The sequence below is a fragment of the Rahnella sp. PCH160 genome, assembly GCF_047784855.1.
Classification (GTDB): Bacteria; Pseudomonadota; Gammaproteobacteria; order Enterobacterales; family Enterobacteriaceae; genus Rahnella.
Map to the genome: position 1 here is coordinate 357421 of NZ_JBLOGT010000002.1, position 21473 is coordinate 378893.

At 50.9% G+C, this 21473-nt stretch carries 21 protein-coding genes; 8 read left to right on the top strand and 13 right to left on the bottom strand.

The window, feature by feature from the left end:
• Positions 1 to 11 precede the first annotated feature (11 nt).
• Positions 12 to 1157 (bottom strand): HEAT repeat domain-containing protein, encoded by a 1146-nt coding sequence (locus ACM5QY_RS24540; RefSeq protein ID WP_416123255.1) that lies wholly within the window; start codon positions 1155 to 1157, stop codon positions 12 to 14.
• 280 nt (positions 1158 to 1437) lie between these two features.
• Between ACM5QY_RS24540 and ACM5QY_RS24545 the strand changes: the two genes are divergently transcribed.
• Entirely contained in the window at positions 1438 to 1659 is a 222-nt protein-coding gene (locus tag ACM5QY_RS24545) for a YdgH/BhsA/McbA-like domain containing protein (protein WP_416123256.1), read from the top strand.
• 78 nt (positions 1660 to 1737) lie between these two features.
• Here the strand turns inward: ACM5QY_RS24545 and ACM5QY_RS24550 are convergent, their stop codons facing one another.
• From ACM5QY_RS24550 to ACM5QY_RS24580, 7 genes are all read right to left on the bottom strand, one after another.
• On the bottom strand, positions 1738 to 2058 hold the full coding sequence (locus tag ACM5QY_RS24550) for a DMT family transporter (RefSeq protein ID WP_416123257.1): 321 nt from the start codon (positions 2056 to 2058) through the stop codon (positions 1738 to 1740).
• Positions 2059 to 2175: 117 nt separating this feature from the next.
• Positions 2176 to 3030: a LysR family transcriptional regulator gene (locus ACM5QY_RS24555; RefSeq protein ID WP_416123258.1), complete on the bottom strand. Its 855-nt coding sequence runs from the start codon at positions 3028 to 3030 to the stop codon at positions 2176 to 2178.
• Positions 3031 to 3113: 83 nt separating this feature from the next.
• Positions 3114 to 3827 (bottom strand): DUF554 domain-containing protein, encoded by a 714-nt coding sequence (locus ACM5QY_RS24560; RefSeq protein ID WP_416123259.1) that lies wholly within the window; start codon positions 3825 to 3827, stop codon positions 3114 to 3116.
• Between the two features lie 57 nt (positions 3828 to 3884).
• Positions 3885 to 4451, bottom strand: coding sequence for a UbiX family flavin prenyltransferase (locus ACM5QY_RS24565; RefSeq protein ID WP_416123260.1), 567 nt, complete (start codon positions 4449 to 4451; stop codon positions 3885 to 3887).
• Between the two features lie 32 nt (positions 4452 to 4483).
• Entirely contained in the window at positions 4484 to 5980 is a 1497-nt protein-coding gene (locus ACM5QY_RS24570) for a UbiD family decarboxylase (RefSeq protein ID WP_416123261.1), read from the bottom strand.
• Positions 5981 to 6212: 232 nt separating this feature from the next.
• Positions 6213 to 7679 (bottom strand): sensor histidine kinase, encoded by a 1467-nt coding sequence (locus ACM5QY_RS24575; protein ID WP_416123262.1) that lies wholly within the window; start codon positions 7677 to 7679, stop codon positions 6213 to 6215.
• 3 nt (positions 7680 to 7682) lie between these two features.
• A complete protein-coding gene (locus ACM5QY_RS24580) occupies positions 7683 to 8405 on the bottom strand; it encodes a response regulator transcription factor (protein ID WP_416123263.1) in 723 nt (240 codons plus the stop codon).
• A 154-nt stretch (positions 8406 to 8559) separates the two neighbouring features.
• Here ACM5QY_RS24580 and ACM5QY_RS24585 point away from each other — a divergent pair, with 154 nt between their 5' ends.
• Genes ACM5QY_RS24585 through ACM5QY_RS24595 form a run of 3 tightly spaced genes read left to right on the top strand, consistent with a single transcriptional unit; the run spans position 8560 to position 10301 of the window.
• Positions 8560 to 9186, top strand: a complete 627-nt coding sequence (locus tag ACM5QY_RS24585; protein WP_416123264.1) for a cytochrome b/b6 domain-containing protein — start codon at positions 8560 to 8562, stop codon at positions 9184 to 9186.
• A 9-nt stretch (positions 9187 to 9195) separates the two neighbouring features.
• On the top strand, positions 9196 to 9999 hold the full coding sequence (locus ACM5QY_RS24590; protein WP_416123265.1) for a molybdopterin-dependent oxidoreductase: 804 nt from the start codon (positions 9196 to 9198) through the stop codon (positions 9997 to 9999).
• Positions 10000 to 10049: 50 nt separating this feature from the next.
• On the top strand, positions 10050 to 10301 hold the full coding sequence (locus tag ACM5QY_RS24595) for a pentapeptide MXKDX repeat protein (protein ID WP_416123266.1): 252 nt from the start codon (positions 10050 to 10052) through the stop codon (positions 10299 to 10301).
• A gap of 79 nt (positions 10302 to 10380) precedes the next feature.
• Here the strand turns inward: ACM5QY_RS24595 and ACM5QY_RS24600 are convergent, their stop codons facing one another.
• Positions 10381 to 10938 carry a YagU family protein gene (locus ACM5QY_RS24600; protein ID WP_416123267.1) on the bottom strand — a complete coding sequence of 186 codons (558 nt, stop codon included), beginning with the start codon at positions 10936 to 10938 and terminating at the stop codon, positions 10381 to 10383.
• 227 nt (positions 10939 to 11165) lie between these two features.
• On the opposite strand from ACM5QY_RS24600, the gene ACM5QY_RS24605 reads away from it, so the two are divergent.
• On the top strand, positions 11166 to 11756 hold the full coding sequence (locus ACM5QY_RS24605; protein WP_416123268.1) for a LuxR family transcriptional regulator: 591 nt from the start codon (positions 11166 to 11168) through the stop codon (positions 11754 to 11756).
• Positions 11757 to 11796: 40 nt separating this feature from the next.
• On the opposite strand, the gene ACM5QY_RS24610 is transcribed toward ACM5QY_RS24605, so the two are convergent.
• The 4 genes from ACM5QY_RS24610 to ACM5QY_RS24625 form a co-directional block, all read right to left on the bottom strand.
• Positions 11797 to 12960 carry a CfaE/CblD family pilus tip adhesin gene (locus ACM5QY_RS24610; protein ID WP_416123269.1) on the bottom strand — a complete coding sequence of 388 codons (1164 nt, stop codon included), beginning with the start codon at positions 12958 to 12960 and terminating at the stop codon, positions 11797 to 11799.
• Between the two features lie 9 nt (positions 12961 to 12969).
• Positions 12970 to 15714: a TcfC E-set like domain-containing protein gene (locus tag ACM5QY_RS24615; RefSeq protein ID WP_416123270.1), complete on the bottom strand. Its 2745-nt coding sequence runs from the start codon at positions 15712 to 15714 to the stop codon at positions 12970 to 12972.
• A gap of 74 nt (positions 15715 to 15788) precedes the next feature.
• The gene (locus ACM5QY_RS24620) at positions 15789 to 16289 is read right to left on the bottom strand and encodes a CS1 type fimbrial major subunit (protein WP_416123271.1); all 501 of its coding nucleotides are present in this window, start codon (positions 16287 to 16289) and stop codon (positions 15789 to 15791) included.
• Between the two features lie 88 nt (positions 16290 to 16377).
• Complete coding sequence (locus ACM5QY_RS24625; RefSeq protein WP_416123272.1) at positions 16378 to 17190, bottom strand: fimbrial protein; 813 nt, start codon at positions 17188 to 17190, stop codon at positions 16378 to 16380.
• A 499-nt stretch (positions 17191 to 17689) separates the two neighbouring features.
• Here ACM5QY_RS24625 and ACM5QY_RS24630 point away from each other — a divergent pair, with 499 nt between their 5' ends.
• The 3 genes from ACM5QY_RS24630 (at position 17690) to ACM5QY_RS24640 (ending at position 21458) form a co-directional block, all read left to right on the top strand.
• A complete protein-coding gene (locus tag ACM5QY_RS24630; protein ID WP_416123273.1) occupies positions 17690 to 18556 on the top strand; it encodes a hypothetical protein in 867 nt (288 codons plus the stop codon).
• A 215-nt stretch (positions 18557 to 18771) separates the two neighbouring features.
• On the top strand, positions 18772 to 20022 hold the full coding sequence (locus tag ACM5QY_RS24635) for an MFS transporter (protein WP_416123274.1): 1251 nt from the start codon (positions 18772 to 18774) through the stop codon (positions 20020 to 20022).
• Complete coding sequence (locus ACM5QY_RS24640; protein ID WP_416123275.1) at positions 20019 to 21458, top strand: glycoside hydrolase family 32 protein; 1440 nt, start codon at positions 20019 to 20021, stop codon at positions 21456 to 21458. Before ACM5QY_RS24635 ends, ACM5QY_RS24640 begins: the two co-directional genes overlap by 4 nt.
• Positions 21459 to 21473 lie beyond the last annotated feature (15 nt).

Consider the following 21473-nt stretch of genomic DNA (forward strand, 5'->3'; position numbering starts at 1 on the left):
AGCAAAAATTGCTACCTGTCCCACCGGTTAAGCCGGGCAGCCAGCGAGAAATACAGTTGCTGATGTTTTACTGAAGGCGCAACCGCCTGATTCTGCTGAATCTCGCTCAACCGGATATACAGTTTCATCTTCACAAAGTGGCGGCAGGCAAATATCGCCACCGGATATGCCGGATGCGCCATCGCCTCAAGCAACACCTCGCGGGCATTTTCCTGCAAACCGTGAACCGTAATTTGCAGCGCCGTTTTGCATAACGACGTATTGGGGCTTTTCAGGCAATCCGCCGCCAGCGCCAGGACATTTTCGTATTTCTGCTCGTCCAGCCCTAAGAGCGCGATGCGCCGCCGGGATAATTTCTGGTTTTCATCGCTGAATATTGAAAGATAGTGCGCAATAACCGGCTGCCCGCGCGCAATCAGTAATTTCGCCGCACGTTTTCGTACCACTTCATTTCTGTCGCACAGTAACTCAAGCAACAACGAAACCGGTACGTCTCTGCCCTCATCAGTAACGTGACTCAGCGCCGCCTGTCTGACCGGCGCGTAGCGATCCTTTAACAGCGTAAGCAGCCATTCCTGCGTGACCGATTCAGGCTGTGCCAGTAATGCACGCGCAGCGACCAGCCTGACGGTCGCATTCTTATGCCTGCGCGTACTTTCAAAAATAAAATCCACCGCCAGCAGCTGATGTTCCAGTAAAAGCGCCAGCGCGTGCCGTGCCACGTCTCTTTTCGGCGAAACTAATCCGCTCATCAACGCCGCGCAGTGTTCCGTACGGGCGAGAAAGCTGACAATCTCATCGACCAGTAAAGCGTGGTTATCGCGCCAGGTGTTGAGCAAGGCATAGAAATCCGGCAAACAGGCCACAAGCCATCCGGCGCTTTCGGGAGTCATAAACTGCCGGATGCTTTGACGGGCGGCATCGCGCACCTGACTGGCCCAGTCATTCACCCGCTTAATGATTGAAGGCAGCGCTTCGCCCTCTTTCATCAGCCCCAGACACAAAACCGCACGCTGGCGGATATGGCCGTTGTAATGACGCGTCAGGCACTCCAGCCTTTTTCGCGGATCCGTTTCGTTTGAATAGCTGTAATCCCGGTTCTGAGGATCAGCCATCATCACTTCGAGCTGCCTGCGCAGATAATATTCCGTCGCCATGAATGACCTCCCTTGGGGAACTGCGGTTCCCTGCTCATTTATATACGTCCGTCGCTTTTAAAAAAGTATGCCAGAACACGGCATGTGATAGCGGTAAATGGCGGGCCGGTTGAAAGCGAATCCTCCGAAAAGGGAAAATCCGATGGCGCAGAAAATCATTCAAATATTTTGACCTTTATCAGCAAATCCCTCCGTTATTCATCCGAACCCAGCGGCGCTATTCTTCTTCTCATCGAAGGCAGCCGCCTTCACCCAACAGACACTGAGAAGGAATGACATCATGAAAACCATCAAAACTTTCGTTATCGCAGCAGCACTCGCCACTGTATCTTTTGGTAGCTTCGCCGCGCAAATCGGTACTGTATCAGCGTCCGACAACACACTGGACGGTCTGGAATCCACCTTCGCCGCTAAAGCCGCTGCCGCCGGTGCAACCTCTTATAAAATCATCGAAGCCGGTGGTCAGAACCGCATTCACGGTACTGCTGTATTGTACAAATGATTTGCTGAATTTTTAGATTTAAGAACAAAAGCCGCTCCTGTTACAGAGCGGCTTTGTTGTATCTGGAGTTTTACCCCGTCACTCTTTCGTTGCCACTTTCAGCAGAATGAGGCCCGCGAAAATCAGCAAAACAGCGATCACCCGCAGCGGATTAATGCTTTCGCCGAACATCGTGACGCCCAGAATGAATGCGCCGATAGCGCCGATGCCGACCCAGACGGTGTACGACGTGCCAAGCGGCAGGGTTTTCATGGCGATCGCCAGTAATACGACGCTGAGCAGCATGAAAAATACCGTGATCAGGCTGGGAATGAGGCGGGTGAATCCGTGGGATTCTTTCATTGCGGTCGACCAGACAACTTCGAAAATTCCGGCTAAAAAAAGATAAAGCCAGGCCATAACACATCCTCAGGAATAACAGTCAGGGTCGTCCCTGAATAATCAGGCTGAGTCTCTGGTCGTCCAGTCAGCGTGTGAAGGCTGATTATAGTGCACCTCACCTTCCCATGACAAAAATCACTCCCCCGGCAAAAAGGAGTCTTTTTCGGTATGCAGCGTAATGATCGCCGGGCGGAAAAGCCGCTCTTTTTGCTCGATTTTAAATGCCCGGAAATGTTTGCTTTCGCCGACTTCCGATTCCGGCATCAGCGCCGCGCCCGCCAGGCCGTCACGGAACATTTCGATCACCAGCCTCGGCTCGGACACTTTCATAATTACGTTCACATCTTTCACCTCTTCATACAAACGGTTGAGCAGCACTTCATACGTGCCCTCGCCGCCCATACGGTGGAGCATGATCAGTGGCAAGCCGGATAAATCAGAGAAAGTCAGCGTGCGCTCCGGCAGGTTTTCGGCCAGCCCGGTGGAAACGACGGCAACCAGTTTGATCGGCTCAAACTCACGGACATAGAAAGAGCGGATATCAGCGGGCGTCTGAATCATCGCCATATCCAGCGCTTTGTTCATCACCAGTTCTTCCAGATACGTGGATTCAGACACCAGAAGGTTCGGATCCCAGTCAGGATTTTTGCGGTAAAGATCGAGAAATACCGTATTGAAATAGCGCAGATAAAGATAGGAAACGCCGATGTGAACCGTACGCTTTTTTTGCGAGGCGATATCCACCGCCTGCCGCGTGATACTGTTGACCTGGCTGAGAATTTCACTGGATTTGCGGTAAAGAAAACGTCCGGCCTCGGTGAGAATCATCTGTTTAGTGGTGCGGATGAACAGGGGCGAACCGATTTCTTCTTCGAGTTCGTGCAGGCGTTTACCGAGCGGAGGCTGTGCGATATTCAGCACCTTCGCGGCTTTGCTGATGGAACCTTGTTCAGCGATGGTGCAGAAGTAACGCATTCTTTTCAGATCCATCTTTCCCTTCTTTTTAGTCCGGCGGTGTCACGCTCAGTATACAAAAAGCCACTTCGCAATGAAGTGGCTTTGTCTGTTATTGATCAGTGAATGAAGAGGCTCCAGTAGTGCGAAATGGGCATCACCAGAATTAACGCCGGTAATAAATTTCCTACCGCAATAGATTTGATTCCACTGATACGGAAACCGGCGGCGAGCATAATAAAGCCCCCTGCTGCCGTGAAATCCCCCATCATTTCTGCATTCGTCAGCGGGAGAATGAACACCGCCGCCGAGGCGATAAGAAACTGCACAATCCACTGTGGAATAAAAATCAGCGCCACCGCATAACCCAGCACTGTGGCAAAAATAGCCGCCGTGAACAGATCCATAATCGCTTTAACAAACAGGATATTCGGATCATGCGTCATGCCTTCGGTCATCGCGCCGATAATACCGGTGCCGCTGGCACAGAACAGGACAATAATCGCGACAAACTTTTCCGTAAAGACGCTCTGATCCATGCCGGTATCAGGGGCAAAACGCGAGGCAATCCCGCGCGCCATATTGCCCAGACGCGCAATATAACGCTCCAGATAAAACAGTTCACCAATGGCCGCGCCGAGGATCACCGAGAGAATCACCACCGGCATGCTGTGCATTTTCACCAGCAGCACGACACCCAGCGCCATCGAGCATAAACCAAAAGTCTGGGGCAGCGAGGTTCTCAGTCGCTCTGGCATTTTGACGCCAAGATAGCCCCCTAACAGGCCGCCAAGGATAATGGCGCCGCTGTTAACAATAGGTCCAATTAACATTTCTACTCCGAAAATTTGAGAGGCTGTTTTGGGTATTTATCACAAAGAATTTATCACTCAGCTTTCGCCCCAGCGTTTAATATTCGCGACGTCCAGATCAAATAAATCCAGAGCGCGTGCCACGCTGTGGTGAATAATGTCATCCACGCTTTCAGGTTTGTGATAGAGAGCCGGAACCGGCGGGAAAATAATTCCGCCCATTTCTGTCACCGATTGCATATTCTTCAGATGTGAAAGATTAAGCGGGGTTTCCCTGACCATCAGCACCAATCTGCGCCGCTCTTTTAACACAACATCCGCCGCACGGGTGAGTAAATTACTGGTTAAACCGTGAGCGATAGATCCCAGCGTATTCATTGAGCACGGCGCAATAATCATTCCGATGGTTTTATATGAACCACTGGAAACAGAAGCCCCCAGATTGTTAATGGAGTGAACTTCGTCAGCCAGACAGGTGACCTCTTCTCTTTCAATATCCGTTTCCATGCTCCGCGTCATTTCGGCACCCTTACTGATAATAAGATGCACATCGATATCCATATCACGCAATATTTCCAGAGCTTTCATTCCGTATTGAAATCCTGAAGCACCGCTGATCCCCACAATTATGCGCCGTTGTTTCATGTCAAATCCTTAATTACTGCGTAACGTGCCTGTTATTTAAAGTCAGGTAAGAATTTCTTCACATCAACTTCTTTAAATCTAGAACGTTCGAAATGCGCTTTCAGATGGAAAGGTACGGTGCAGTCGAAGATCGTTTTGCATGACATCCCTTCCTGCAGAATACTCGGGCTGTACGCCGGATTCTGGGACGGATCAAGCGGATGGCAGCGCACGCCGGGGATGGTCGCAATATCCACGTCGCCCTGGAAGCGGGTTTGCATCGCCCACAGGATGTCGTCGGTGTCGAAAATATCCACATCTTCATCGACCAGAATGACATGTTTCAGCTCAGAGAAAGCGGCAAATGCCAGCAGCGCAGCTTGTCTCTGACGACCTTCGTCAACCGGAGAGGCTTTCTTAAATTGCAGTACCGCCAGCAGCTTACCGCCGCCGGACGTGTGCGCATGCACGTTCAGCACGCGGCCCGGCATCGCTCGGTCGATCATATCCAGAATACTGGCTTCGGTCGGAATACCGGCCATGCTGACGTGTTCGCCGCTTGGGCCCAATGTGGTTTGCAGGATGGGGTTTTTACGGTGCGTGACCGCTTTCACCTTAATCACCGGCAGCGCGGCTTTCGCTTCGCCGGTATAACCGGGAAATTCAGGCATCGCTTTGCCGGTATTAGTGTTCTGATCTTCGCGCACGCGCACATTGGGCAGCAGTTCGCCTTCGATCACAATTTCAGCGTGCGCTATGGCTTTTTCGTCGATAGAAACACAGTGCGTCAGTTCAACTGCTTTACCGCGCAAAGCCCCGGCAATGCTCAGTTCGTTGAAGCCGAGCGGGGTTGTCGGTGGCTCGAAGCAGGCCGCAATTTCAATCGCCGGATCCACGCCAATGCTGATAGAAATCGGCAGCGGTTTCCCCGCACGTTCGGCTTTTTCGCGGAAGGCGTCGATATGACGGCCCGGTGTCAGCCACATGGACAGTTCGTCGCGGCTCTGAATACACAGGCGGTGAATGGTGACATCGGATTCTTTAGTTTCAGGGTCAGACGCGTAACACATGCCCATGGTGAAATACGGACCGGCATCTTCTTCAGTGTTGGTCGGCGCGGGCAGTAAGGTGCGCAGGTCAAAGTTCGGGTCATCGGCCAGATAGGTAACTTCCTGGCATTGTGCTGTGCCGCGGTCGATAACGACAGGCGCGATGGCGTTTTTCACGGAGTCTTTCAGCAGAAAACCGAGTTTTTCAGGCGCGCAGCCGAGCAGATGGCCGACACGTTCGCGGGTCGACATCAGGCCGGTGACGACACGCACGCCCGGAAAACCTTTGATGTTGTTAAACATCATTGCCGGGCCTTTGCGGGTCGGACGTTCGCAGGTCCCGCCGGCACCGACATAACGGTAAACGCCGGACAGTTCCGCATGCGGATCAACTTCCACATCAGTACTGACCATTTCGCCTGGCAGGCTTTCAAGGAATTCAATAGCGGAGCGCAGATCGTGCACTTTATGATTTTGAGAGTGGGTTTCTTTCTTAGACATAATATATTCCACGCAATAATGAGAAAGTTTTTATTCGTCGTGGTCAATATATCGGCCTGAATATAAATCAAAAAGTACCGTTTAAATATACAGGCCAAACCTTTTTGGTTTACGTTATAAAGTTAATTTATTATTTAACACTCAGGAATACATAATAATAACTTTATGACAATAAAGCAGGGTATTTTCGTTACGCCGGTCACAGCGTAACGAAAATTAAAAAGAAGAGAATTTATAATGGAACAGAAAACTGGAAACACGCGCCCTGTTTTTGTTGCTCAATAAGCCGGATATCCCCGCCGTGCAGTTGCAAAATGCGGCGCACAATCATCAGCCCCAGCCCGCCCGCGCGGTGTTTGTTGGTGCTGAGGATCGAAGGCCGTACAAACAAGCTGTCTTTCAGTTCCGGCGCGATGCCCGGCCCGGTGTCTTTCAGCTGAACCATCACCTGTTCGCCATTTTTCCACAGTTTGATCTCAATGACGCCGCCCTCCGGCGTGTGGCGGATGGCGTTATCCAACAAGTTCGTCAGTACGCGTTCAATCATGCCCAAATCGGCATTCACCAGCGGAATGCCCGGCGTGATGTCCGCCAGTAATTTTTGCCCGCGTGTTTCGGTCGCCAGCTCAAATTTCTGGAAAACGTCCTGCACCAGTTCGCTCAGGGAAAACGGCTCCTTCTGCGGTTTCACCACGCCATATTCCAGCCGCGCCAGTTCAAATAATTCCTGCGCCAGACGCCCGACTTTTTTACTTTGCGTCAGCGCGATATTCAGATACCGCTGCCGGTCTTCGTTACTCAGGTGATCGGATTTCACCGACAGCGTTTCCAGATAGCCGTGCAGTGAGGTCAGCGGTGTCCGCAAATCATGGGAAATATTAGCGATAAATTCTCGGCGCTGCTGATCCTGTACCATCAGGCTTTGCCACTGCTGGTCGATGCGTTTGGCCAGTGCGACAAACGCCTGTTGCAACTGCGACACTTCATCGCGCGGCGCACCGGCAGGCGCAGGGCTTTTCGCAAGCTGCTGAATGGCCTCCATTCCGCCGCTGTCGAGCTGCGCAATTTGTTGCGTCAGTTTACGCACCGGACGCGTCACCCAGCGAAACGCCAGCGCCCCGGCCAGTAAACCGAACAGCGCCACCAGCCCCATAGACCGCAGCGCCAGCGCAATCGACGACTGATATTGCGCGTCGCTGGTCAGCGCGGTGTATTCATCGCCGAGCAGCACAATGTAGACATAACCTTTGGTCACGCCGTTCTCTTTCAGCGGAGCTGCCGAGAACACCTGACGGGTATGCGGATCGCGCGGATTGTCGCCGTAAACCGGCATTTTCGCGCCCTGTAACAGCGCATTTACCGGCGATAAATCGATTTTTTGCTGTTGAAGTCTGCCCGCTGGTGCCGCGTTGCCGACAATATTGCCGTCTTTATCCAGCAGATACACTTCCACACTCGGGTTCACCGCCATCAGCTGATTAAACAGCCCGTGCACGGCTTTCGGATCCCAGTCACCCTGGCTGAGCAGCGGATTATTCGCCGCAATCTGCGTCGCCAGATTCGCTGACAGCCGCTGGATCACCGACTGGCTGTACTGATTGCTCGAGCGCACCTGCATATAGCCGGAAAGCGCACAGCAGGCGATCAGCAGCACCGTAAATACCAGAGTCAGTCTTTGTGCCAGCGTGAGATTTTTCATGATTTACCCTTGTGACTCTTCCGCAGAAGACACGAATTTGTAGCCTTTCCCCCACACGGTCAGAATGCGTTCCGGCTCGGCCGGATTGGCTTCTATCTTGATGCGCAGCCGGTTGATATGGGTGTTCACCGTATGTTCATACCCTTCGTGTTCATAGCCCCAGACCTGATTTAACAGACTGAGACGAGAGAACACTTTGCCGGGGTTTTTGGCAAAGAAATACAGCAGGTCAAACTCACGCGGCGTCAGTTCCACCGGCTGATGATTGAGCACCACGTCGCGCGCAATCGGGTCGATGACCAGCCCGGCAAAACTCAGCGTCCCGGCATCCATTTTCAGGTTGCGGCTCATCGCTTCCTGACGGCGGAACAGCGCTTTCACCCGCGCCACCAGTTCCAGCATCGAGAACGGTTTCGCCAGATAGTCATCGGCGCCCAGTTCCAGCCCGAGCACACGATGCACTTCGCTGGAACGGGCGCTGATAATGATGACAGGCATGTAACGCGTCATGTTGCGGGCGCGGCGGCAGATTTCCAGCCCGTCCACGCCGGGCAACATCAGATCCAGAATTAAGGCATCCCAGCCGCCTTTTTCCAGATGGGCAACGCCCAGATTGCCGTCAGCCGCATGTGTAATTTCGTAACCTTCGTCGCGCAGATGCAGGCTGAGTAATTCAGCAATATCCCCGTCGTCTTCAACGATCAGGATTTTTTTCGTTTTATCCATATTGTCATCCCCGCGCGTAGCTTCCTCGTATCGTTTGAGTCTACACAAGCAATGCCCCTTGAGTTATCACATTTTATTTAACTTTGCGTGAGGTCTCGGGGAACAAATCCGCTCAATACTCGCCACATCACAGGGCAGATGGCGGAAACGCATCATGACAATTCATACCGAGTTACCCCAGGTCGCAGGGCAAAAACCAGCCACGGTCCATCCTTTATGGCTGCGTCTTGCGCACTGGCTGAATGCGCTGGCGGTATTGATTATGGTGACCAGTGGCTGGCAGATTTATAACGCCTCCCCACTGTTTGATTTTGATTTTCCGTCCACCCTCACCCTTGGCGGCTGGCTGGGTGGCGCGATCCAGTGGCATTTCGCCGGCATGTGGTTGTTTGGTTTCAACGGTCTGTTTTATCTGCTGATGAACATTTTTACCGGCCGGATGAAACAAAAATTCTGGCCGCTGACGCCGCGCGGCATCTTCAACGATTTACGTGCTGCCCTGCGCGGCAAGCTGCAACACAACGATTTACGCCACTACAACATGGTGCAGCGCGCCGCCTATGTGTTCGTGATGTTCGACGGCATTGTGCTGGTGCTTTCCGGGCTGGTGGTGTGGAAATCGGTGCAGTTTCCTTTACTGCGTGAACTGATGGGGGGTTTTGACACGGCGCGATACGTGCACTTTTTAGCGATGGCGTCGCTGGTCGGGTTTGTCGTGCTGCATTTAGTGATGGTGGCGCTGGTGCCGAAAACGCTGATCGCCATGATCCGCGGACGTTAAGGGCTGAATATGAAGAACATAATCAAAAAAAGTATCGTTCAGATTTTCAGCACATCAGACAGCGAAGCGATTGTGCAGGAAGCCAAAAAACAGATTATCCGCGAACTGGACGCGCCCTCACGCCGCTTGTTTTTACAACGCGGGCTGACGCTCGGCGGCGTCGCCATGCTGACCGGCTGCGACATCAGCGATAACGCCAGCGTGGAAACGGCACTGGGGAAAATCTCCGGCTTCAACGACCGCGTGCAGGGCTGGCTGTTTGGCTCAACGCGCCTCGCGCCGGTGTATGCCGAATCCATGATCACCCGCCCGTTTCCGTTTAACGCATTTTACGCCGAAGACGACGCTCCGGAAGTCGACGGGCTGGCCTATCGCCTGAAAATCGCCGGTCTGGCGCTGGATAAACGCGAATGGTCACTGCCCACCCTCTACAAAATGGCGCAGGTCAGCCAGGTGACGCGGCATATCTGCGTGGAAGGCTGGAGTGCGATTGGCAAATGGGGCGGCGTACCGTTTGGTGATTTTTTACGGCTGATTGGCGCAGACCTCACGGCGGAATACGTCAGTTTCAAATGCGCCGACGAGTATTACACCAGCATTGATATGGCGACAGCGCTGCATCCGCAAACGCTGCTGGCGCTGACGTATGACGGACAGATTTTACCGCGCAAGTACGGTTTCCCGATGAAACTCAGGATGCCAACCAAGCTCGGATACAAGAACCCCAAACACATAGAAGTCATTGAAATTACCAATAAATTCACCGGTGGCTACTGGGAAGATCAGGGCTACAACTGGTTTGGTGGAAGTTAGAACACACGACGACGAATGCAATAAAACCCCTCAGAGAAAAGGAATACCCGATGAAAAAGTTAACCGTAATGATGATGTCTGCCTGTCTGATGATGGGCGCAGTGAGCACCACCTATGCCGCTGACGCAATGATGAAGAAAGACACCATGGGCCATATGTCCAAAGACTGCATGAAAAAGGACAGTATGAGCAAAAATACCATGGCAAAAGACAGCATGGGCAAAGACTGCATGTCGAAAGACAAGATGTCTAAAGACTCAATGAAGAAAGATGCCATGAAAAAAGACGCAATGAGCCAGTAAGGTGTCGGTCATTTAATTTTAATTGGCTGTGTCAGTGAGAGAAAAGCCGCCTGATCGCGGCTTTTTTATATATGCGCGTTTAACGGAAGGGCGAATTCAGAGGCACTTCAGCATCAGGTTCATGCGTTATGCGATTTCGCAAATCACGTCGGATCATTTCAATCGCCCAGAACCAGAAGATATGCCCGATTAATTCAGACAAATACTCATCAAAAGGTATATTCGTCAACGACGGCGAAAGACCCATCAGAGGGAAGCTTATCCAATGCACTGCGACCGTTGCAATAATACCGGCCAGCGCACCTTGCCATAATTTTACTTTAGGGAATACTTCGGCAACGAGGCAATAACCCACAGCGAAAACCAAAGAAAATATAATATGGGTAATATGTACCGGATTAATGATATGTTCTGAGAATTGGTAAACAGTATGAGTCGGGTCAATACCTAAATAATCTCTTAAGAAAAGAAAGGGAGGATTGAACTCATCACGACCACCCGAAAAAGTTCGGGGAGGTAGCGGGACTTCAGCACCCCACTTTACGAATGCAGACATGATGCCGGCAATAATACCCACAAACAGGGCAACACCATATCTGCGGCGTTTAGGCTCCGTTATTGCAAAAAAACCCTTCATTCTTTAGTCCTTTATTGATAAGTGATTCCCTTAAAGAATAATGACTTATGACACAAAAAGGATGATCTGGATCAGGTTTTCATGGGATATGTAAACAACGGTAAATAATTTACCGTTATAGCTTCCGAATGACACGAAACACTTACAATATTAACACCAAAAATGGACATTCAAATTAATCATCCTCAACGATATCATGACCAATGAAATCATAAGGGAATAATAAAATGAATGTTATATACATAGACCAATCTACGTATCATCAGCAGGGATTATCGTCACTTTTGGGTGATTACATTATTGATTGTTATAAAGACGCAGGTGAGGCAGAGAGTCTCTTTAATAACCCGACCGGGGAATTACAACCTGTGCCGTTTGTTATTTTCGACTTACCCACACACTTCCTTTCGGCAATCACGCAAATTGAATACCTGGCCTATATGAAGAGGAAGCATGGCGTAACGTTAATTTTCTTTTCGGATTTCAAGAAAAATCGGGTGAGTTACAATCCTGACCGCATCACAGCAGACTTCTTTATCGATAAAAACCTGCCGTCTCAAACCATCCTTAACGTAATGAACGGAATTATTAACACGAATAAGAACGTCGAACCATTTTCAAATCCTGTAAACAAAGCGCTCACTGAAAATGAAATTATCTTCTTATGTTGTTTATTCGCGAACGGTTCCATTGAAGGTGTGGCGAGAGTAACCCGTAAAAATCCCAAAACACTCTACAGTTATCAGGCAAATTTGGTTAAAAAACTCAACCTCAGGAACAGTCTTCACCTGTATAAAGCCTTTATCCATAACGATTGAGCCACCCGTTTTAATGAGTGACTGCATGATTTTAATGGGGTTATTGCGTTGTCGGGGTATAAATAATTCTCAGTGTTCCACGATAACGCCCTGCTGTTTTCGACGACAAGGTGAAAGATGGCGTAATTAACGCCATGGGGGCGGGAACACATAACACGGAATTGCTCTGCCCCGGCAAAACAACCCGGCGTAATACGCCTCTGTTGGTGCCGCTCCAGATGATCTCACTGCCGTTTTCGACCACCTGCCGTGCTTTGGTTAATGGATTAATCACTTCAATCGAATAATCCAGACGGTCTTGTGCCAGATTTTTATTCCCGCCATTGCGATATAACGAAAACAGCCCGGTGGCCCGTGAGGGTGCAGCGGCGCCTTCGTCCTGAAAAATTAAACTGACCTGGTTGCTGTCCGAATTATTGCCATCGTATAAACACATATCCAGTGAACGGCTGCCTGTTACAGCCGTTGTGCCGCGTCCGCCGGGGAAAATTTTCAGCCCAAGATCAACCTGAGCGGCCGCATTCCCAAATTCTGGTAAATAGATCTGCTGATTGCCGTAATCCGTGACCTTAAACGCCAGGGTGGCAATCCAGTCACCTAGCTTTGTCACGTTGGTACACCCGACGGTGATATTCTGCGAGTTACCGGTACAGGTTACAGGCCACTGCATCAGGGACATCTTCAGCGTCGCACTCCATGAACCTGCAGAAGGAAACTTACTCAGCTCGGATGATGGCATATAGGCAGAATAATCCGTCCCATCACTACGCGGCGTAACTGCACCACCAAACGCATTCAGCGGAACAAGGTTTGATTCCACCACCACGTTATTCAACGATCTTCGTTTGGTGAGATAGACATTCAGTACCAGCGTCTGCCTGGTGGTGCTTTCTGTAAAAGTGACAGGCACCGGATATGGCGAGGGGGTCGCCTCCAGCCAGACGGGAAAATTCGGGCAGGCTCCGTACTGATTGCTGGTGCGGGACTGACATACCAGCGTGTTTCGCCCCCATTTAGGCGCGTCATTGCTATCATAACCGCCGTTTTCATTTATCCAGATGGGCAACCGGGCCGGAACTGACATCCGGTCAAAGGTCACGGCGACGCTGGTATTGCGTCCTGACGGCACGAGCGATGCCGCATTCGCCTGCAGGCCGGTCATCAACCACGCCAGCGCCAGAGCGGTGAGCAATTTTATTTTCATACAAAATCCTTATTGTGATTCCTGCCCGGAAAATTGCTCGCGGGCAAGTGGCACGTCGTCAGAACGGCGTGTGGCGATCAGCATTTTCGCCTGCTGCTGAACGTTCTGTGGCACCGAGGCGAGATCGATGGTCTGGCAGTCACTGTTCCCGACATAGCGCACGACATCATGCGTACTTTGTACTTTCATTTCGCAGCGATACATTTGCATCCCGCGCGCCATATACAGATCCTTCATGCGGTGATCGGTTTCGGCGGTAAATCCCCCCTGCCCTAAACCTGACCAGCTGACAACATTGAGCGGAATTGCGCCTTCAAGCGGGGTTTGCTGATTAAGCATCAGCCTGCCGAGATAGGTGTAACGTGAAACGATATTCACCTTGCCCACCAGCATCCGGCCGGGCGAGATAAACAGCGTGCGTCGTCCGGCACCCTGCGTGATTTCACTGCGCATACCGGCAGTAGATTCAACCGAATCATTGATGCTGATAGTGCTTTGCGTATAAGCCGGAAGGCTGAACAGCGTGCGGCCGGTGCCGTGCAGGCTGGCGCTGCCGGCACCGTCTACCGAGACATCCACGCGGGTATCACGGCTGTCATCGGTACTGTCGACGTCCAGCCCGACCGCGGCACCGGGCAAACCGTTGCCCCATTTTCCCCAGTACAGGCCTGAACTTCCCACCGCCAATGAGGCGTTGTAGCTGCCGCTGCTACTGTAGCGCTGGCCGGACGAACCCGAAGACGCCGAACTCACCGCCAGACTGCCGCTGCCGTATTCGCCGCCGGTTTTACCGTAGACGGACGCATTCAGGGTGTTCATCTGACTTCCGTTGAGATTAATCCCTATTTCCTGCTGATTCTGCGCATCGAAATACCAGTTTTGTGCCACGTTATAGCCGACCTGATTTTTATTGCTGCGGTCAGTCTGGTACGTCATGCCCAGTGAGCTGTAGTGCGATCGCGCATCAGTCGTCGGCGTGCTGACACGGGAGAGCGAGACGGAGAAGAACCCGCCGTTATCGCGTTTCATTCCGCTGCTGTTGGTGCGCGTAAAAAGATTGCCGCTGGTGTTAATGTTGATCCCGCTGAGACTGAATCCTCGCCCGAGTCCCGCCTGCCATGTGGTGGTCTGCGTTTTGCTGTAAATATTGCGACGTGTCCACACCGGCACGACGTCGTTATCATCAAGCTGCGCAGGGATAACATTGCGGCCTTCGTTTTCGCTGGAACTGTAACCGGCGTTCACGTACCAGCTTTTCACCGGCACGCTGAACATCAGGCTGCTGCTCTGGTAGCAGCCGCTGAAACCATATTGCCCGCCATTGCTGCTGTAGCAATCCTGCGCATACAGCGCACTGCGGTAGAAACTGAGAGAGAAACCGTCGTTATACGAAACCTGCTGAATATTGCCGCGCGAGCCTTCGCTGCCCTTCAGGTAGCTGAAGCGGGTGGCGAGAATGCCGTCGAGCAGTGCGTTGTCGAATCCATGGCTCCAGTCGAGCGCGCTTTCGACAAAATGGTGACGGTTAGTCATCGCGACACCGCCGGTCAGCGCGGTCTCAAGGTTCAGCGGGACTTTGATCCCGCCCTGAATCACCCGGCGATCGGCGCCATTTTGGGAATCTGCACCGTGACTCTGCGTCTCCCGCCCGGGGATAGCGCCCCCCTGAACAAACCATTCAACGTTTTGACTGGCAGAACTGTCGGTACGGCTGAAAGGCACCTGTTCCGTTCGCGACAACTGATTGTCTTCATACACGCGGAGCGTCACGGTGTAGCTGCCATTCGGGAACGCGTTGGTATCGAGGTTTTGTGTGCCCGCATTCAGGTAAAAAGTGCCTAGCAGTTGCTGACCACGATAAGCATCGATGCGCGACGGACGGGTAATGAATACGGTTACCGGCGTCCCCTGTACGGCTTTCGAACTGTTAATCCAGGCCAGCGTAGAGCCCACGCGCGCGCCTTCGATAGTGCCGAGCGGCAACTGGCTTAATGTGATGTTTCCACCGGCATTGCTGAAAATATCCCGCGAGTCCATGCGACCGGCCTGAACGTAATACCGTTTGCCCAGATCGCGGCGCAGGAAGACGTTGACGTTATTGAAACGGACTTCCTGATGGTTTTGCTGACGGTATTTCTGTGCAAGGTAATCCCAGTCGATACCGGCATAGCTGTTTTGAGTCAATCCCAATGCGCCCGCGCCTTGCAGGGATAAAGACTGGTCACCGCTGTTGGTCACGAAATTGATATTTTGCTGATGAATAAATGCCGCTTCCGTTTCTGCGGTCTGTTCGTAATACGGCGAGGCATTGTCTGCAGAAAGCGGGATGAATTCCGGGCCGAGGAACAGCGAAACTTTGGCATTATTTTCATCGTAGATAAGCGCGACGGTATCGGTATCCAGATAGTCACACCCGGCCACCCCGCCATTACTGCTGCACGCCAGATTACCGTTGCGCACCAGCGGTTGACGGATCAGGCTGTCTAAACGCTTTTCCTGCTGCGTATTCTTTTGATAATGCTGCATAACCGCGTGCGCGACGTCTGCCGGTTTCAGGAAGGTGACGGTGTCGAGTGAAACCGTGGCTTCGAAAAGTCCGAGCGACTGTCCGTAGACAGAAAGGTTGACCCACAAAGTCTGGCCGGTTACCAGCGATTCAAAACCCGGCGGAACCTGTGTGGCAGCACGGGCAGAAAGAAACGGGATCAGGGTAATGAAAGAGGCGATGCAAACAACGTGGAAATTAACCTTCATTACAGCGTCCTGCTGAAAAGAATAATAAGGGGGCATACTGCCCCCGAAATAATCGATCAGTCAATTCCGGCAAATCAGCTCGATGTTGCCTGTGTAATCAGCAGGCTGACTACGCCGGAATAGGTGCCGGTCGCCAGCTGACCGACGGTTGACTGAGAGATTTTCAACGGCAGTACTGAAGAACCGTTCGTCGTCCCTGCTGGAAACAAGGAGGCGTAAGTCAGCGTCGTCGGGGAGGTGGTGATCGGTTTGAGATCCGCACCCAGCGTCACTTTCAACGGTACCGCGGTGCCGCTTACGGCTTCGTTTAACTGCGCAGCACTGACCAGCGCAACATTAATGCCGGCGGTAGACGAGTTAGACCAGATTTTGGTGTCCAGTGAATAGGTAGACAAACCCCGGCCCGGAATATATTGCATAGTAATAGTGCCCGGTAAGGCAGTGCCGTCCGCTTGAGTCATATCCACTGTGGCATCGACGTTGGCATTAACAGTAATATCTTTCTGCACAGCCTGTGCATTAAATGCAGCCGTTAATACTGTCGCGATGAAAAGGGGTTTAATTAATTTTTGCATTTCTAGCTCCATGAAAATCCATGTAATGGTCTTAAATGACCGTCTCGTCGTTAATGAACCGTCTCATAACAAACAGGTTGTTATTCCCTTAGAACATGCTGACTGTGTTTTCGATAGCGTACTCATTCAGGCTTTTCGAACTTTGATCAACATATTTAATCCTGACTTCATGTGCGGAATTTAATTGTGCAGCCGTCCATGATTTAAATTTCAGCGTTTCATCCGGGTATACTGTGGCATGTTCTTTTTTCCACTGACAACTGCCGCTCATATTCCCCTGCGTGCAGATACCCACCTCACGAATAACAATGCGCACTGTGCCAGTATTTTTCACTTCACTCGTGGTTAACTGACGCAGGGATAACACCGATTTTTTTGGCAAAATATGTACCAGCACACCCCAGACTAAATTGATGCCAACCTGATTGGTTAATTTATTATCCTGCCCCGCTTTATCTTTGAGTTCGTCGGGCGCGCCAACAGCCTCGAAATAAACGCGCCAGGCAGTTTCCTTCTCAGGCGACTGTAACGAGATAAGACGAATAATACGTTGCGACCCCGAGGCCAGCGCGAACTTATCCGGCGTGGCAATCAGCGAGGTTGAGACGGCATCCTCAACCAATATTTCCTTTTCAAAGGGTGTTGCGGGGCGTTCAATTTTCTTAATACTGACTTTAATAAATTGCGCCTCACCGCTTTGGGATAAGGTCTGAATCTGCGCCGCGCCCTGATTATTTAGCGCCACTTCCATAGGATAGACGCTCATATTTGCGCAGGCAGAGTTGATGCATAAAAAAGTCAATAGTATCAGTGAGAAATGCGGTATCCCGGCAATCTTTTTTTTACAAAGTTGCCCAAGATAAAGGTTGTGGCGCAGGGACTGATGACGTGACTCATCCATGATAAATCCTTATAAATTCCATTAAGAAACGTGCCGGTAATTCCCCCTCCAGAGGGTCCTACCTGTTTACCCGGACTTCTGAATCAACGGGAATAACCTGGCGATAAGAAAATTCTCACACGGGGTTTGTTAAGTCACTGTCCATTTTTGTGGTTAATTTTTTTTGGGGAAACAACCGATAAAAATCGCTCGGAAGAAAACCGTGATAACTCAATGAAACCATTAGTTAAAATTAGAAAAATAATAACCCCTTCATTCCTTTAAAAAAAATTCGACCGTGTAAAATAAAGTCAACCCTCAAGCATATTCGTTAACGTGGTGTTAAGATTAAACTGAGAAGGGCATATCAGACCCTTCTGTACTTTACAGAAATCACATAACACTCAATATCGCGATATAGCATCCTAAACTGTTTATAAACATGCTTTAGATTAATACTAAAAAATAATTGCGATATTTTTTAATTTATAATATGACACCAGGCGAAGTAAGCATCGAAATGAAAACCGAACAAAAACTCAGAGATTTAATTTCTCATCGTGCGCAAGAGATTAAATCACATAAGGATATCGAGTCAGTGATGCAGAAACATTACAAACTTCTGTTCCGACTTTACCTGACTAAACCGCTCTATTTTAAGGTTATTTTTAAAGCAAATCGTTTTATTATCGGCTCAGCAATCATGGCCTATTTTTTCACGACAGAATATCCGACGCTTCGCCATGTGAAAGACTTCTGTAAGAAAACGGGCTTAATCAGCGACAATACGGTTGACTCATTCCTGCTTTTTATTCGCGTGGGTGGGAGAATGGATGTAAAAAAAGACCCGCTGGATAAACGAAAGTTAAACTATACGGTGACTTCCAAAGCGCTGGATGAGACCCGCGCGTTAATTAACACCATGGTGATCCCGTATGGCATGTTGTACAAAGATTTCGATGTTTCACGTTGTCTGAAAATGGAAAATTTCAACGCTGAATATTTCCGCAAATACTCGGAAATCACCCTCAATCAGATCTATTTATTCGATATGGTACCAGATTGTAAGGAGTTCATTTTCAGGGATGCAGGGCACATGATTCTGATGGATTTGTACGTCGAAAGCATCCGACAGAAGAGCCCGATGATCGAGTATAACTACCTGAGGGCTTCGCTAAAATGTGGTGTTTCCCGCTCACACATCAAGCGATGTCTGAAAGCGGCCGAGGCCGGTGGCCTGCTGATACTTGATACCACCAATAACACTATCGTTCTGCATCTGTCCTTCATGCAAATGGTGCTGAATTACTTTGCCGTTTACATGGCGATGGTCGAATATGGCCTGCACGGGATGTCAGATGTTTCACAACAAGAATTTGTTCGCTGACTCCGTTGCTCTGCGTACCCTGCCCGGCCTTCTGTGATGCGTAAACCCTGATAGGTTGAAAGTCAGCACAAAAAATGTGGTTCAGATCACACCTCAATTATGTTAACGTTAACACTTGTGATTAACATCATAAATTTACTGCATTACGTCTGTGAAAAGCGAGAAGTTAACGTTAACAATGTGGCCTGCACATTCGAAAACGAACGGACACACACATGAAGAATAGCAACCGAAGTCCCTACACATTGCTGAGCGGATTACTTTTCTGTTTCTTTTACACCTGGTCATCTGCCTTTTCGCTCATTTCACTTTGGTTGAGCCAGAAAATTGGGCTGAAGGGGGCTGACACCGGATTATTATTTTCCGCCATCGCCCTGACGGCGCTTTGCGCACAACCGCTGTACGGTTTTATTCAGGATAAGCTGGGCTTACGTAAAAACCTGCTCTGGGCGATTGGCTTTCTGTTATTGCTCAGTGGCCCCTTTTTCATCTTTGTCTTTGCGCCGCTGTTGCAGGTCAATATTTTGGCGGGTGCATTGGCGGGCGGACTTTATGTCGGCGCAACATTTTTCGCCGGGATTGGTGCGCTGGAGTCCTACACCGAGCGCGTCAGCCGCATTTTAGGCTTTGAATTTGGTAAAGCCAGAATGTGGGGATCGCTGGGCTGGGCGGCGGCAACGTTCTTCTCGGGAATGCTGTTTAACATCAATCCCAATCTTAATTTCTGGATGGCGTCCTGCTCCGCGTTGGTTTTCCTGTTTCTGGTGTGGCGATTGCGCGAAGTCAAAACCGATGCGCTTAACCAGCTTGAGTACGGAAAACCCGGCAATCTCCGGTTTTCCGATGCCATCGACTTGTTCCGTCTCCCCCGCTTTTGGGCGCTGATCGTATTTGTCACCGGCGTCAGCGTTTACAACGTCTATGACCAGCAGTTCCCTGTGTACTTCTCATCACTTTTCCCGGACGTCAGAAACGGCAACGAGATGTATGGATTCCTGAATTCATTCCAGGTATTTCTGGAGGCGGGCGGGATGTTCCTCGCGCCGTTTGTGGTTAACAAACTGGGGGCAAAAAACGGTCTGTTACTCAGTGGCCTGATTATGGCTCTGCGCGTCTTTGGATCGGGGCTGGCGGCCGATGCCGTCACGATTTCCTGCATGAAACTGCTGCACGCCGTGGAATTGCCGATTCTGCTGATCGCCATGTTTAAGTACATCACCACACGTTTCGACCCGCGCCTTTCGGCCACATTGTATCTGGTGGGTTTCCAGTTCATTACGCAGGTCTGCGCCAGTGTGTTTTCGCCACTGGCGGGCAAAAGCTATGACATGATCGGCTTCGCCGACACTTACATGATCATGAGCGCACTGGTTCTGTGCCTCACGCTGATTTCCGCTTTCCTTCTTACCGGTGACAAGTGCCGGACTCCCTCTTCAATGGAATTTAAAAAGGGCGAAAACCTATGAAACAGCGACTTGAACGTGCTGAAAACGATTTGCAGGATGCAGTAACAAAACGCGGCGAGGCGTTCTATCCCCTCTTTCACCTTGCACCACCGGCTGGCTGGATGAACGATCCGAACGGTCTGATTTATCATCAGGGTGTTTACCACGCTTTTTATCAGCACCATCCGTTCAGTGAAAACTGGGGGCCAATGCACTGGGGGCACGCCACCAGCAAAGACATGGTGAACTGGCAACATCAGCCGGTTGCGCTGGCGCCGGGCGAAGAGTTCGACCGTGATGGGTGCTTCTCCGGCAGCGCGGTGGATGACAACGGCGTACTGAGCCTGATCTACACCGGCCATGTCTGGCTAAGTGGCGAAGGTAATGACAGTGCGATCCGCGAAGTGCAATGTCTGGCCACCAGTGAGGATGGCATTCATTTCACCAAGCAGGGTGTGATACTCACTCCACCGGACAAAATCATGCATTTTCGTGACCCGAAAGTGTGGCGCGAGAACGGTTGCTGGTGGATGGTGATCGGCGCGCGCGATGACTGCGACTGCGGGCAGGTACTGCTTTATAAAGGAACGAGTCTGCAAAGCTGGGTGCTGGATCGCGTACTGGCCAAAGCGGACAGCAACACCGGGTATATGTGGGAATGCCCGGATTTCTTCCCGCTGGGCGATGAACATATTCTGATGTGTTCTCCGCAAGGCATCAAAGCGCAAGGCTATGATTATCAGAACTTATTCCAGAGCGGCTGCCTGCGCGGGACGTGGCAACCGGGCCAGGACTTCGCGATGACGCAAGGCTTCACCGAACTGGATCACGGTCATGATTTCTACGCACCGCAGTCATTTACAGCGGCGGATGGGCGGCGGATTGTTATGGCGTGGATGGACATGTGGGAATCAGTGATGCCGTCAAAAGCAGAAGGCTGGGCGGGCTGCATGACATTGCCGCGTGAACTGACACTGCGCGATGGCAAAGTGCGCATGATGCCAGTGAATGAAATGGAGACGCTGCGCCGTCAACATTACCCGATCGCGCCGTGTGTACTCGATAATGATCTCCGGCATCTGATGGAAAACGCGCAGGCCGTGGAGATCATCACGCAATGGGATCTTAACGCCTCAGATGCTGAACGCTTCGGCATAACACTGGGTGAAGGTGTATGCCTGTTTGCAGATGCTCAGACGAAAAGACTTTGTCTGGAAAGAAACTTCCCGGCGCACGGGATCAAAGATGTCCGCAGCGTCGCGCTGGCGCAGAACCACCTGCTTGATTTACGTATTTTCATCGACCGCTCATCTGTGGAAGTTTTCGTTAATCAGGGAGAAGCCACGTTCAGCAGCAGAATTTACCCGCAACCCGACCAGCGCGCCCTTTCCCTCTTTGCCAGCAACGGCAAAGCGATCTTGATTCAGGGTGACTTGTGGTCGCTAAGCGCAGGCTGATTTGGCAGGAAGTAA